General features: G+C 52.7%; 9 protein-coding genes. 2 read left to right on the top strand and 7 right to left on the bottom strand.

Annotation, left to right across the window (positions count from 1 at the left end; translation table 11 throughout):
- Positions 1 to 149 precede the first annotated feature (149 nt).
- Positions 150 to 431 (bottom strand): HU family DNA-binding protein, encoded by a 282-nt coding sequence (locus WCS52_04770; protein ID MEI6166486.1) that lies wholly within the window; start codon positions 429 to 431, stop codon positions 150 to 152.
- A gap of 169 nt (positions 432 to 600) precedes the next feature.
- Here WCS52_04770 and WCS52_04775 point away from each other — a divergent pair, with 169 nt between their 5' ends.
- A complete protein-coding gene (locus WCS52_04775) occupies positions 601 to 1071 on the top strand; it encodes a hypothetical protein (GenBank protein ID MEI6166487.1) in 471 nt (156 codons plus the stop codon).
- A 15-nt stretch (positions 1072 to 1086) separates the two neighbouring features.
- Complete coding sequence (locus tag WCS52_04780) at positions 1087 to 1950, top strand: DUF72 domain-containing protein (GenBank protein ID MEI6166488.1); 864 nt, start codon at positions 1087 to 1089, stop codon at positions 1948 to 1950.
- Between the two features lies 1 nt (position 1951).
- On the opposite strand, the gene WCS52_04785 is transcribed toward WCS52_04780, so the two are convergent.
- The 6 genes from WCS52_04785 to WCS52_04810 all read right to left on the bottom strand — a co-directional run bounded on the left by WCS52_04785 (position 1952) and on the right by WCS52_04810 (position 14486).
- Complete coding sequence (locus WCS52_04785; protein MEI6166489.1) at positions 1952 to 2713, bottom strand: M90 family metallopeptidase; 762 nt, start codon at positions 2711 to 2713, stop codon at positions 1952 to 1954.
- Positions 2714 to 3214: an O-acetyl-ADP-ribose deacetylase gene (locus WCS52_04790; GenBank protein MEI6166490.1), complete on the bottom strand. Its 501-nt coding sequence runs from the start codon at positions 3212 to 3214 to the stop codon at positions 2714 to 2716.
- 369 nt (positions 3215 to 3583) lie between these two features.
- The gene (locus WCS52_04795) at positions 3584 to 3904 is read right to left on the bottom strand and encodes an Imm74 family immunity protein (GenBank protein ID MEI6166491.1); all 321 of its coding nucleotides are present in this window, start codon (positions 3902 to 3904) and stop codon (positions 3584 to 3586) included.
- Between the two features lie 7 nt (positions 3905 to 3911).
- Positions 3912 to 5651 carry an RHS repeat-associated core domain-containing protein gene (locus WCS52_04800; protein ID MEI6166492.1) on the bottom strand — a complete coding sequence of 580 codons (1740 nt, stop codon included), beginning with the start codon at positions 5649 to 5651 and terminating at the stop codon, positions 3912 to 3914.
- Entirely contained in the window at positions 5635 to 5973 is a 339-nt protein-coding gene (locus WCS52_04805) for a hypothetical protein (protein MEI6166493.1), read from the bottom strand. The genes WCS52_04800 and WCS52_04805 overlap by 17 nt, the downstream gene beginning before the upstream one ends.
- Entirely contained in the window at positions 5970 to 14486 is an 8517-nt protein-coding gene (locus WCS52_04810) for a LamG-like jellyroll fold domain-containing protein (GenBank protein MEI6166494.1), read from the bottom strand. Before WCS52_04810 ends, WCS52_04805 begins: the two co-directional genes overlap by 4 nt.
- Positions 14487 to 15211 lie beyond the last annotated feature (725 nt).

The following is a 15211-nucleotide window of genomic DNA, read 5'->3' on the forward strand; positions in this document are numbered from 1 at the left end:
ATCTTGCATACTGGTAGAGTGCCGAAACCGGGGCGAAAGTTCAAGCGCGTTACGGGGAGCGCGAGGTGAGCGTACGGTTTTGCTATTGCCGCCTAAAACAAAAAAGGCCGCCAACCTTTCGGCAGCGGCCTTCTGAATCATGGTTCCGATTAACCCAGGATCGCATCCTTGCAAGCCTTAGCAACGCGGAACTTCACCACGCGCTTAGCCTTGATCTTGATCGTCTCGCCCGTCGCGGGATTACGACCCATGCGTGCCTTGCGGTTCACCAACACCAGCTTGCCCAAGCCGGGAAGCGTGAAGCTGTTCTTGGCATTCTTGTACGCCAAACCAACCAATGCCGCAATCACCTCTGCGGCCTGCTTCTTGGTGATTTCGGTCGCCTCTGCCACTGCGGTTACGATCTGCCCCTTCGTCATTGCTTTTGCCATACGATATCTCCTGTCGAGTTTATGGGGCAGACCGTTGTGGTACGCCCTCAATGCGTCACAATATCACATATATACGCAGGAATAGGCCACAGGAATAATGTAATGATCAGAATCTTTTTAACTGCCAGTGAGCTCCTCTATGATAGACTGAATCAAACAGGAGGACGTCATGACATCATCACATCCATGGAAACAGTCACTCGATCACCAGGCCAAAGCCTTGCAAGAATTGATGAAGCCCCACAGGCTGTCCGATGCTTCACTGGTCAAACTGGAGGAAACCACCGTGCTCGGCTGTTACACGATACGCCGCCTGATCAACGGGTTTCTCCTTCCTGAATCACATCGCAACCTACCCATTCCCATGAGCGCTTTCCCGAGACGCCCTCACAGTGTACCGCCCGGTGAGGAACCGCTTACGGTGTGCTATGTCATGGATGTGGGCCAATCAGTTCAGCATGACCCTCTGTTCCTATGCCATCAAGTGCTGCAGAACTGCATTTTCGAGCCCTGGCTGACCGCAGATCATCAGCTTAAGGGCATTTACGTGACCTCCGATCATCAGCGTAAAATCGCGCTCTACGGAGTCACTCTTAGCACCCTCCACGATCTGTTCCACCATCTGAGCACCAACGAATGACCCTTAGAGGCCGGAATGAGCGGTAATCTCCACCTCGGTACCTGTAGTTGGAAGTACGATTCCTGGCGCGGCCTGGTTTACTCCGGGGCCACCCACCCCAACTATCTGGCCGAGTACGCCCAAAAGTTCGACTGCGTTGAAATCGACCAATGGTTCTGGAGCCTGTTTGGGCCAGGCAAGGTCATATTGCCTCAGCCTAAAACAGTAGCCGAATACGCCGCCGCTATTCCGCCTGGATTCCGGTTCGGGGTCAAAATGCCCAATTCACTCACATTGACCCACTACCGCCCAAAGGCCAAGGGCGACCCGCTGGTCACGAATCCCCACTTCCTGTCAGTGGACCTGCTCAAGGCCTTCCTGGATCAACTTGCGCCCCTGAAACCATACTTAGGACCGATGATGTTCCAGTTCGAGTACCTGAACCGGGATAAGATGCCCTCGCAGGTGGAATTCCAGGACCGACTGGGCGCATTTGTCAGCCAATTGCCGCAGGACTACTGCTGGTGTGTCGAGTCACGCAACCCCAACTACCTGAACGAGCGATACTTCAACTTCCTCCATGCCAACGGACTGGCCCACGTGTTTGAGCAGGGCTACTACATGCCTCCGGTTCCGGAGATCTACCAGCGCCACGCAGACCAGTTGAGCGAGACCACTGTAATCCGGCTACATGGCCCAGACCGGGGAGCGATTGAGGAACGTACGGGGAAAGATTGGAACCGTATCGCCGAACCCCGGGATGCCGACCTCAACGCGCTGGCCGAGGTGGTTAAGGGTCTTCAGAAACGTAAACGTGACATCTGGGTGTTTGCCAACAACCACTTTGAGGGTTGCGCGCTACTGACCGTAGACCGGCTCAAGCAGCGGATTGATGAGTAAGTTACCTGCCCGCCGGATCCTGCTGATAGTCAAGCATCAACTCCGCGTATAACTTGGGATGGCTGGATCGAAGTTTGACTGGCGTCTCAAAGAACGCCTCAGTGGCGACGGCAAAGAACTCGGCCGGATTCGTCGCCCCGTACTGATCAAGAAATGAAGGCTTCCCTTCCTCGGCCGCCTGTACCAACTCGGCATAATCTGCCCCCAATATCCGGGCCCAGGCGCCATACATGCCCCGTTGAGGCAGTACGGGTGCCCCATTGGCCGTTCCGTCCTCCTCGTCAAGCTGGTGGGCAAACTCATGAAACACCACATTATGCCCATCGTGAAGATCAAAGGCATTGTGCTTCACAGAATCCCACGCCAGCACAACGTTCCCGTGACGCCAGCTTTCGCCCACCAGGTTTTCATCGGTCTCAAGTAGCTGACCGGCCGGTCCAGCCTGATATCGTGAAACCACGAAGGTGTGGGGATATACAAGAACGGTAATCAGTAAGGGGTAATAGTCTGTGGCGCGATGAAGTAACAGGACGCAGGCGTACGTGGCAATGGTTACCCGAATCTCATCAGAAATAGTCAGATCGGCGCATCCCTCAAACCGCTTTTCAGCCAGGAATACTTGAATGTGGCCCTGAAGCTCCCGCTGATCCTCCGGCGACAGGCGGCTATAAAACGGGACGTTACGCTGAATGATACTGGTCCATTCGGCCTGAAACGGTTGCGCTATCAGCCGTTGTCGCCGCCTATGCGTTAGCCCGAACACCTACTGCCCCCCAAGCAATTCACGGTACAACGCCAGATCAGACTCCAAGAAGCAACAGAACGTAACCGCAATCTCATTGTCGGCCTGCTGGTGATCAAGGACCGCCGATACAGCCACCTTGGCCGCTTGATCTGGCGGGTAACCATAAACACCAGTACTGATGCAAGGGAATGCGATAGATTTCAGCTTGTACTGCTGGGCCAATTCCAGGGACCGCAGGTAGCAGTTACGGAGCAATTCAGCCTCCCCATGACGCCCATCCCTCCAAACTGGTCCCACCGTGTGAATGACATACCGGGCCGGTAACCTATGGCCAGCCGTAATGCGGGCCTCACCGGTCGGGCAACAGCCCAACCCCCGACATTCTGCCAGCAGCCCAGGCCCAGCCGCCCTATGGATGGCACCATCCACCCCACCCCCACCCAGCAGGGTCTCATTAGCAGCATTGACGATCGCCTCTACCTTGAGGGTGGTGATATCAGCCTGGACTACAGTGATCATGAGTTGAATATATGATTGGCCGGTTATCGTGTCGAGAGGGTTTGTCTCTTAAGCGACACGGTGCCGCAACTGGTGCCCCATGAGCGCACGGTGGGCGTACGGGGTAAGTTCAACAACGATGCGCCGCCATGTCCCTGGCCAGGCAACTAAAAGGATAACAGGCAGTCCCGGCGGCGCTCCGGTAGCGTAGCCGCTGGCGAGCGCCGTGGCCTTTTCCAGCACGGCTCATAACAGCGGCGGAGCGATAGTATGGAGTCAATAAATGGATAGAAGGTCACAGCGACCGAAAATTCCACGAAAAAAGCCAGCCGCATATCTCTTGCTAAAGCTTATGAATATTAGGGTTTGTGATTATCCGGACGCCATAAATCAAGTTGATGGCGGATCGCCCTCAAGCAGATCGTATGCGATACGTTTCTTATCGAAATAGGAGCGGAGACAACAAAGAATTGCATCCTTATCTTCCTTTGTCATTTCTTCAGTTTCGTGCGGCGGATGCCACTTGCGTATGCTCCAGACACAGATTCTACGCTTGATGTGGCCTGTCAGCAGTTCCACATAAACAGTTGCTTGCCAGTCACCACGAATATAATCGAACGTGTCACGACCGCTGACTCGAATTTGTCCATTGCTATCGGCTTCGGCCTTATTCGCAAGGCGCTTCCACAATATTTTCAGTTGTTGCAACATGGGTGTCCTATTTGAATAGAAGTCCTGCGTTCCGCATGAACAACAATATGGGTTGCTCAACAGTTGACCATACACTGGAGGCGCTGGGATTATTAAGAAACACTTGAGCTGTGCCCGTGGCATTTGCGGCGAAGATGGCCGAAGCTATGCGCCATGCCTTATCCGAATTGACGCCCATCCACACCATAGCGCGACCACCCAACGTTTCCGTTATCAACATTCCAGAACCCTTTCCGGCAAGCGCCGCTTCGTATGCCAGAGGATAACTTCCTGAACAGAATGTGCTGGCCGCACCCGCATTAAAAAGATTCGCAGCACCCGCTCCGGAAACGCCAACAGCCGAAAGACCGATTGCACCCCAGTATGCGGCCTTCGCGCCCTTGCCAGCGCACTCACTATCCATCTGTCCCATGCCGCTAAGTTGTTCGGCTGTCGCACGATCACCCATTGCAGCGGCAAATCCAGCGGCGATCTGTGAATTAGCCGATCCGTCCATATTCCATGGATTCATTTGGTGAATAAAACCAAGAACAGGATTCGCCGTCGTGTACGTGTACAGTCCGAACGCATCGGTAAAGTTGATTGGGTTGGATCCGAATGCCTCATAGAGATTGTGACCACCAGCAATACCGATCCGATCCTTCGAAAGCCATCTCCCGAGCGACGCCGAATAAAACCGACTACGGAAAAATAACAGCCCTGTTTCCCACGACACCTCGCGTCCCTGAAATGTAAACCTATTCCCATAAGCCGACGCGGCCAGCACGGTTCCGTTACTGCTCAGCACCGTCACCTCGCCCCAAGCGGTGTACTTGTATTGTTCGACAACCGCACCGTTGGTGTTGACCAGCGCGTGAACGCTACCGAGGGCGTCTTTGAGGTAGAAATACGTGTTCGTCGCCGCCCCGTAGGTGGTCATCGATAAAAAATTATCAACCCCAGGGCCATGGGAATAAGATCGCGCCAGCACATTGTTGCTCCACTCGGCTACCACATGTGGGCCGCTGTAGACAAACGTGTTCGTCACCGCGCCGGCAATGATCCGGGCGCGCCTACCTAACGCATCATAATCATATTTCTCCACAGTCACGCCGTTACTGCGGGCTTCAATCAATTCATATCGCCCATTCCAGTAAAGGCTCAATTTCTTGCTGGTGTTGTATTGTAGGTTCGTAATGTTCCCGGCTAAATCATGTTGCACCAACGTACCAGAACCGAAGTTCGTTAGGATATTCCCCGCCGCATAACTGTAGAGGTTCGTCACATTATTGGTGATGGCCCTTGTCCGGTTTCCGGCAAGGTCATACGTCCATGCTGCGGAGTAGGTCAGCCCGGTGCTCGCATATTGTTTCTCGGAAAGAAGCCGATCCAGCGAATCATACGTGTAGGCCGTCCACCCACCGTTTTCGCGACTCATGTTAGTAATCATGCCAGCGGCATTGAATGCATACCCAAAAGAGCGATTCGTTGTACCGCTCGCGGTCTTCCACATGATATTCGTGGCGCGGTCCAGAATATCGTACCCCATCGATTCCGTGATGGCGGCATTCGTTACCGAGGCCACCAGCCCGTTATTCGTGTTGTAAGTCCACTGGAAGACCGAGACCCGGTTGGGTGCGGCCTGCGCCGTAAGCATCAATGGCCTTTCTGCCGCATCATAAGTCCAGCCAGACCGAACTAGGGTGTTGGACACCGCGATGTTCGTTACATTGCCGACCGGATCAAGGATTTCATTCTTTAGGTTCATGGCTCATGCGCATACCGCCATCAGCTGGTTGGGCCTCAATGACCTTCCCTGTAAGCGAGACATTAACGAATGGCAGATGGGTCCAAAGAGCATGAGTATCCCGCCTGAAATAGGTGACATTCCAAAATGGCAAATGATATGGCCCTTTTACCGAGAACGTAGGTATTAGAGAAATATGGCAGTATTGCAAAACGTCCGATCCGGGCGACATAAAATTATCAGCAACCTTACGAGCCATACTTCGCGAAATTACGAGCCCCCCCCCCAGCAACCCAAGCAAAACGACCATAGAAAGCGCCTGTTTTAAACGTTGAGTCATCATTGTTCGTACCCCCATCTTGGCAGCATACCCATGCGTTCCCGCATGGGGTTTGAACGATCGACCGCTTTCAATCCTAATTCGTGTACTGCATCCGCAGACAGAGCGAAATGATCATACTGAGTATACCTCTCATTTTGAGAATGGGCATATGCTCTTGCTAACTCGTGAGCCAAAATACTCGCCTGCGTCTCCTTCTGTCCCGGTTGTGGCAACCAGCCTTTGGCACCCAAATATGTGTCGGCAACAACTCTGTCGAGCTTAATCGTGCCTCCAGAGCCATTGGGTTTAAATGAGCCACCACCTGTGCCAGCAGATTCAACAAGCATAATGACGTAGTCATTCTTGGATGCCAGAATATCGCTTATCATATCATCGTACTTCTCGTCTTTGGAACAACGTTGCCGGTAAACACCTCCGCCCTCTCCCATACCAAGTTGCCCCCGGATAAACTGTTGCAAGATGGATAGCAACGATGATTGTTCTTCCGGTGTACCGAGCAAACGCATTCTTAATCCAAACGCATCGGTAAAGTTGATTGGATCCGAGCCGAAGGCCTCATACAAGTTATGCCCGCCAGAAATGCCGATCCTGTCCTTGCTCAGCCATCTCCCGAGCGCGGCCGAATAATACCGGCTGCGGAAGAACAGTAGCCCTGCCGAATACGACGCCTCACGCCCCTGGAACGTAAACCTATTCCCATAAGCCGACGCGGCCAGCACGGTTCCGTTACTGCTCAGCACCGTCACCTCGCCCCAAGCGGTGTACTTGTATTGTTCGACAACCGCACCGTTGGTGTTGACCAGCGCGTGAACGCTACCGAGGGCGTCTTTGAGGTAGAAATACGTGTTCGTCGCCGCCCCGTAGGTGGTCATCGATAAAAAATTATCAACCCCAGGGCCATGGGAATAAGATCGCGCCAGCACATTGTTGCTCCACTCGGCTACCACATGTGGGCCGCTGTAGACAAACGTGTTCGTCACCGCGCCGGCAATGATCCGGGCGCGCCTACCTAACGCATCATAATCATATTTCTCCACAGTCACGCCGTTACTGCGGGCTTCAATCAATTCATATCGCCCATTCCAGTAAAGGCTCAATTTCTTGCTGGTGTTGTATTGTAGGTTCGTAATGTTCCCGGCTAAATCATGTTGCACCAACGTACCAGAACCGAAGTTCGTTAGGATATTCCCCGCCGCATAACTGTAGAGGTTCGTCACATTATTGGTGATGGCCCTTGTCCGGTTTCCGGCAAGGTCATACGTCCATGCTGCGGAGTAGGTCAGCCCGGTGCTCGCATATTGTTTCTCGGAAAGAAGCCGATCCAGCGAATCATACGTGTAGGCCGTCCACCCACCGTTTTCGCGACTCATGTTAGTAATCATGCCAGCGGCATTGAATGCATACCCAAAAGAGCGATTCGTTGTACCGCTCGCGGTCTTCCACATGATATTCGTGGCGCGGTCCAGAATATCGTACCCCATCGATTCCGTGATGGCGGCATTCGTTACCGAGGCCACCAGCCCGTTATTCGTGTTGTAAGTCCACTGGAAGACCGAGACCCGGTTGGGTGCGGCCTGCGCCGTAAGCATCAATGGCCTTTCTGCCGCATCATAAGTCCAGCCAGACCGAACTAGGGTGTTGGACACCGCGATGTTCGTTACATTGCCGACCGGATCAAACTGGTAGGCCACCGTGTTTGTACTGGCTCCCGCAGTCATCTGTTGAGCGGTCAGTCGTCCGGCAGGATCGAAGGTATTTGCCACGGTACTGTCTCCGTTGGCCACAGTCTTTAAGGCGCCGTTTCGATAATAGGTGTAGCCATTGGTGAAGGAGGGACCGGTGACTTGGGTCAGGAGCCCATCGGTATTATACGAGTTGCTCACCACCGAACCATCGAACCGCATAAGGCTCCGGATATAATTCCCCAAGCCCCAGTTGATAGACATGACGCGGCCTTCCAGATTCGTCACAGCAATAGGGCGATCTTGAATATCCAACTTATAACTCTCAACCGCCCGCCCCATGGGATCGGTGATCTTCATGGTATTAAACTGGTTGTCGTACGCGAAATAGATTGTCACGTTAGTGGGGCTCACGCCATCCAACCAACGACTCACCGATGCTGGTTTCCCGGTCGGCAGCCACGTCAGGCGGTTCGTCCGCCCCGCCGTGTCCACATGGTTTGTCAGGTTTCCCAGTGAATCGTATTTGAACGTCTCAACCAGCCCGTTCGGGTAGACAACGTTTGTTGACCAGCCCAACTCATTTACCCCGATGCGGGTAGCTCGGCTCCCCGAACTCCACGGCGTCACGATATTGGTGACAAACCCCATGCGATTATACTCCAAGCAGGCTGAGGGCCCCAGTTGCGGCACGGCAGAGGTCATGAACCCATAGGAATCATAGGCAAATCCCTGCCAATGGCCGTTGGCATTGGTGACCGCAGAAATCAGGCCATTCCCAGTATAGGTATATCGGGTGGCAAAATATTGATTACTATCAATATAGGCTTTTTCTGCATTCACTAACCCATTGGTGTACTCAAAGTCAACCCGAACGCCTTCGGCATCCTTCACTGAAGCCAGCAGGTTATTGTTCCATGTTAACCCTGTCCAGTTGGTGGTAGTGCTCGCATTGTGCGCAAAGCCGGTGAAAGTTACATTGTGGTTGGTGTCGTAACTCCTCAGGATTTTAGCGTATTCCCCGAGGGAGTCATCAAACTGCGTGACCTGAGTTACATCCTGATTCCCGTTAATGCCATATCGGACACCCAGGTTCGTTCCGCCGGGGCCAAGCTGGGCCTTAATCATATTAATCACTGGGTCATATTTATAGACATACATCTGGGCCGTGCCATTGCGGGTGTAGGTCACCTCAGTGGCATTGGACCCGCGATTGGTGTAGTTCACCGAATGCTGGTAGTAATCCGGGGCAAGCGCCATGGAAATGCCACGCGAAATCACATGACCAGCATTTGTGGTATAACCGTAGTCGTAATTAAACATATCCCCAGCCGCATTGACACGCTGGATCAGGCTGTGCGTCCCGACATCATAGAAGTAACAATTGGTATAACTTGCTCCGCCGGCATTCCTGATGGAATATGCCAGTTCGTTGTTGGAATTATAGCCGAACTGAACCGAGAGCGACGCGACGGGCGTGTCGATCCGGGTGAGCGACGCGCCGGTATAGCTGAAGGCTAGGAATTGCCCGTTAAGGTGCTCAACCCGAGATAGCTTATGATTCGGGAATGCCCCGGTATAGGTCAACGTGACACGGTTGGAGAACGCATCCATAATCCCGTTCAAAACCCCGTTTGTGTCGAATGCCCACTGCGCTTCACCTGCTTGCGTGATGGCCCAGCCACTTCCCGCCAAACCGAGCCGGAGATTGCTGTCCTTCGGGTTTTTGTAAGTCCCATTCCCATTGTCCTGGAACCAGAACTCCTGTCCCTGCGGCAGGGAGAGCATCCGCCAGTTGCCCGAAGTCCCTTTGTACATCGTATTACTGCGCGATTGCAGGAACATTTCATAAGAATGCGCCCAGCAGGGGCCGAGAATGCCGTTGGTGACGGCCGCCCGCGAATTATAATCCCGCCCAAATGAAAGCGAAAAACCGGGACAAGGGATCACAATATCCGTCTCAGAGAGCGTGACATTCCCGTTTTGGGTATTGATGGGGTCTTTCGTGCATCCTTTTCCGGGATCAGCATTGGCCGCCGTGTTTGTATTGGCGGCGGTACTGCCCAGGGAAATATGGAAATACCTGCGCCCCGAATTGAAGCCGGTATCCTCATGATGGCCACCCAGATACCCGCTGGGATCAATGACGCTGAACCCCGGTTCCTCGCTCGTCACGTCCGCATCATAATCCCCGTCATTATCACTGTCTCCCAGTGCCTCGATATAACCCTCGTAAGTGTTTCCTCTGGGTAGCCTGATCGTCTTGGTGAAGATGAATTCAGATTCATTCACATGGGACATGAAAAGCCGGTATGACCCCAACTGCATCCCGTATAGCTCCGTATGGCTGCCACTGGAGTCACCAACCATCAGGGTCACGTTACAGGAATTTTCCGGCGTCGCCACATCCGAATTCCCAGGGTCAAGAGGATCCACATCAATAGAGTCCGGCACCTCATCCCCATCGGTGTCCTCATGTTGCGGGTCGGTGCCCTGATCCGCCTCCTGGCCGTCCGTCCAGCCATCGTTATCAGAATCGATATTCGGGTCGTTCGGAGAAAGTGGATTGAGACCATACTTATCTTCCCATCCATCAGACATGCCGTCGCCATCGGAATCCCAATAGCCTGGATCCGTGCCAATGTGGATTTCATAGTCATCACTCAGGGAATCATGATCAGTGTCAACATTGGATGTTGGATCTGTCCATTGAGCATATTCCTGTGCATCGGTCACTCTATCCATGTCATAGTCGCCAGTTCCGTCGCGGGACAGTGAATGAAAGAACCAATTTTCCCAGTCATCAAACATCCCGTCAGTATCCGTATCGATCATCACAAATTCATCACAGCCAATGTCTGGTGCAATACCCGACAACCGTGGTTTGCCGCTGAGGTCTTCCTCTGACAGGCCATTGGTGGTGCCCGCATCCACGCAGGGCGAGTCTTGACTGATTAACCTATAACCGGCAAATAATCGCGGGTTATTTGTTATCACCGCTGTTCCGCCTGCAAAACCACCTTGAACGCAATCCGATACCACAACCACCGTTCCTGATACTACGCCGATCTGGCTTCCTGAATTACCCCAGAGGATTGTATTCCTCACGATTGTATTGGAAGATTGTGAAACATGGAGGCCGCCCCCCATTAATGCAGCATTGGAAACAATTGTGCAGTTTTGGAGGACCAGAGACGGCGACGAATCGGACGAATAAACAGCCCCACCGAAACGACCTGCAGTATTCCCGGCCAGATAGGTATTCTGTACATTCGCGGTAATAGGCCCGCAATAGAAGTAGCCCCCGCCTCCAAGATACAGTCCACCACCGTCCATTGGTGAACCATTCCCCGTAATGCGGCACCTTTGTATTATAACTGGCTGTTTATCACCATTCACGGAACTGTTATTGATGACTACGCCGCCACCGAAACCCCGTGTTGCTACCTTATTGCCATAAATCGCGCAGTCCACCAGCAAGGGGCTTGCATTGGTGCCAGGCGATAAAAATATCCCCCCACCCAGACCACCCTCGAGCACGTTGCTATAAATGGAACATCCGACAATTTCGACCCCGCCGCCACACGCAAGCCCCGCCCCACTTCCCATGTCGGGATATCCGGAAGAGGCGGCCAATCCATCCGCATGGTTGAAAGCAATTATCGTATTACTTACGATCACAGACCCATTCACATCAAGCCCCGCACAGGAGCCATACCAGCCTAGCGCTTGGTTTGATACAATCTGTCCGCCAATCCACTTCCCCCCAACCTCAGAAGTCTGCCATCCCCCTGAATATTGGCTTCCCCAATAAACCCCAGCACTGTCCTGGCCATAATTATTGGCAGATACGCAATTACTGAATACAGGGCTTCCCCCAGCAATATAGACGCCACAACCAAAGGGGGTGTAGAGACCAGATTGCGCAACGATGTTATTCCATGCAAATAAGCAATCCGTAAACTCTGGAGAACTTCCCAAAACGGCGATTCCAGAACCAGCATACGCATAGTGGTTACTGACGATTCGGCAATTGATCAACCTCGCTTGACTGCCCGCAAAGAATGCGGCTCCCCCTCCATAGTAGGCATCATTACGTTCAAGAACGCAGTTGGCGATTGTGGGGCTTGCATTACTACAGGCGATTCCTCCACCTGGACCGGCAAGCGAAAACGCATTTGCGTTGCGAATGGTAAAGCCACGCAATACAGAGGCGCGTGTCTCCATATTATTGAAGAAAAAGCCACGGTGATAGGCTCCGGCAGCCTGGCAGTCAATCACGGTGTTCGAATTCCCTGTCTCCGAAACAAGCATCAATTTCTTCCCGCCATAGTTGATGTCCCAATTTCCCGAGTTCGTGTATATTCCAGCCTTTACCAGCACTACAGCGTAATCCTGCGTGACACTGTTGACTGCCCCTTGGATCGTGCTTACACCGTTTGTCACAATAATCGTGGGCAAGGGGTAACTGCTTAAAGAAGCGGGATCGGTATTCCATTTAGTCTCGTAAATATTTAGATACCCATCGCCATCCTTGTCTTCCGTGGCGTCGGCGGCAGAAAGCGGATTAAGCCCGTATTTCACCTCCCAGCCGTCAAGCATTCCATCCGCATCACTGTCACTGTTGGTCGGGTTTGTGCCGTGTTTATATTCTTCCGCATTACTCAGCCCATCCTGATCGGGGTCAACGCCTTGTTCCCACATTGCCCGTACCTGGTTGGTCGTCCACTCACCGGGATATACCCGCACGTCATCAAGAAGACCGGCAAAGCAGTTCGTCTGCGTTGCACCAGAAGCCGCCCCCAGCCGCAGGACATTGGTATCCTGCGAAATCGTTCCAAATCCAAGCCCCCAATCGTAATTGGTGGTGGCCACTCGCGTGCCGTTAATATAGAGCGATTGAGCGGTGCTTCCAAAGGTCCCAACAACGTGAATCGGTACATCGGCGGTGAGCGCGCAGGCATACCGCAAGGATTTCACACCCGATGCGGCAACCGCAAAGGCGACCGCACCCGTCTCGTACCCGAGGCTGTACCCCGCCGCGCCATTCGGCACGCGCTTGCTCAGGAACATAGCCATTCCGTTCGTATAGAGGCGGCCCGGCTTGATCCAGAGTCCAACACTCACATTACCGGGCTTCAGCGAAACACTATCCGGCACTTCCACATAACCAGTCGTCCCATTCAACGCTAACCCATTGCTGATGATGCCTGTCACCCAGGCATTCGAACCGTTCATCAGCACCCCATGATTAGCAGTGGCCGTGGCATCAAGAATATTGGTCCCGACTCCCTCATCGAGTTTCCACCAGGCAGCCAGCCCATCGCCGCCGCCTCGTGCCGGATCCAGCCCGTAGAGAATTTCCCACCAGTCGGAAATCCCATCACCATCGGCATCCGGGTCAGTCAGGGTAATATCCTGCCCCGTACGATTAGCATCAAGGAATACAGGATTGCTGTTGTGACTGCCACATGCTTCCCAACTGGTCGGCAGGCTGTCCTGATTGCTGTCCCGCCATGCCCGCACCCAGTAATGGGTGTTAGGCGGCAGATGGGTGATGGTGTAAGGCCCCGGATTGGTAAGTGTGTCGGCATGCCCCCAGGCCCAATCGGTTCCATTGGTGCAGGCCACTACATGGATCACCCCCGTCTGTGGGCCAGTATAAATAATCGTGCCGCTGAGGTCCCAGGGATGACTTGAAATGTTCGCAGGGTCTGTATCCGCCTCGTATTCTTCCTGATTCGTGTACTCGTCACCATCGACGTCAATGCCGCCTGTGGTATTGGTGGTACTGCCAAAATGCGCGATTTCCCACCAGTCGGGGAGGCCGTCGCCGTCATCATCAGGATCCACCAGAGCGAAATCCTGTGCGGTTACACGGTTAGTCACAGTGATGGCGATGTTGGTTAAGATTCCACGGGCCTCGATCGTATTGGTGTTTCCATTCAAATTGCTGTCCAACCAGGCTTTCACCCAGTAGTTGGTTTGCTCCAGGTCGGGAATCAGGTAAGAAAACGTATTCGGGGAAGCCGACGGCGAAGAGGTCGAGCAGTGACTGGTGGACCAACTATTTGAACTGGTCACCGCAATGACCCAGACCGTGCCAGTTTGACGACCGGAATAAACCACTGTCCCGGACACATTTGGAGGATCATTTGGATCAAGGGGATTATGTTGATGAGCTACTTCCCAGCCATCACCCATACCATCAGAATCAGTATCAAATTTGGCGGGATCCGTCCCCCAGGACATTTCTCCCTCTACATAGAAACACCCATTGGTTGCAACACCGGCGGGGTATGTATTTGTCAAAACTTTTCCACTAAATCCATCCACCAGACCATCATTATCAGAATCAATGGAATCAGGATTGGTATGGTAAATAATAGCTTCCCTGCCATCAGCGACTCCATCTCCATCTGAATCTACCGAATTACCAATCCAGTAAAACTTTTTACCATCCGATGGGCCGTTCGTTGCGCTCGTATCCACCCACTCAAGTGAGTTTGTACCCGCTGTCACCAGATTGGTCGCCACAACCCACCAGTGCCGATCCAGCAGATTCGTACTAACCATCACTTCAAGCCGGTTTGTCAATGTATCAGGGTAATCCACCCGAAGAAGTGTACCTGTGCCCCCAACCTCAATCTTAGCTACTACAATATTGGTATCTGAACCCGCCATCCGCATCATGGTCATTCCGCCCAATATTGATGACTTGGATGAAGTGGCCATCTGTCGCTCCTCTAACAGCATCACATCCAATAACGATGCAACCTTTTCCTCTGCATAGATTTCCACATAGGTATTCGGGATCAACGCTATGTTCATCTCTACATGGGAGGGCTCCATACATTCTATCACAAATGCACGTTGAGAGGGGGTACAGTCTTCCTTGAAAATCTCAGGGTGTATTCGCCGTGCCAACCAAAGGGGATCATATTCCGCATTAGGTTTGAACACATAGAAAACCTTGCCATCTGAATCAAGAACCTCAATCTCCCGGGTTGCTCTTACCTCCCGGAGTCTCAGATGATAAACAGGACTTCCATGCTCAACCTCATACACCAACCCCTTGAGAAATGATTTTGGGAACGTTGCGGGGTTAAATGAGAATAAGCCTGAGGAGAAGCAGACCGGGTTAGGCATGCCGGGTAAAAACAGCTGGATCGATCTCTCCTGCATCTCGAGTAGCTTTTCCACCAGGAAAGAAGGACTATCGGCAACGTTACTCCGAAGGTCTTCAATTAATTGAGCCTGACGCTCTGAAATTATCTTTTTGGTTAATCCAGTACCCGCCCAAACTACCAGCCCCGTTACCAGCACACCCATTGTTGCAAACAATGAAATTGTGCGAATTCGTTTCCGTCCCGTCGTCTTTATTCCAAGCATGATTAACCCTCTTGATTTCAGGTTTGGGTCGCTGATCATTGACACAATAGTTTGTCAAAGTTTTGAAATGGCTGACAGAGCCACGCTTTTTCAAAGTATAAGGTCAAGATCGCATTGTCTATCGGCAGAACCCTGATCTTACCATCAGGGATTCCCTGATGCCG

Source organism: bacterium (assembly GCA_037128595.1).
Taxonomy (GTDB): Bacteria; Verrucomicrobiota; Kiritimatiellia; order CAIKKV01; family CAITUY01; genus JAABPW01.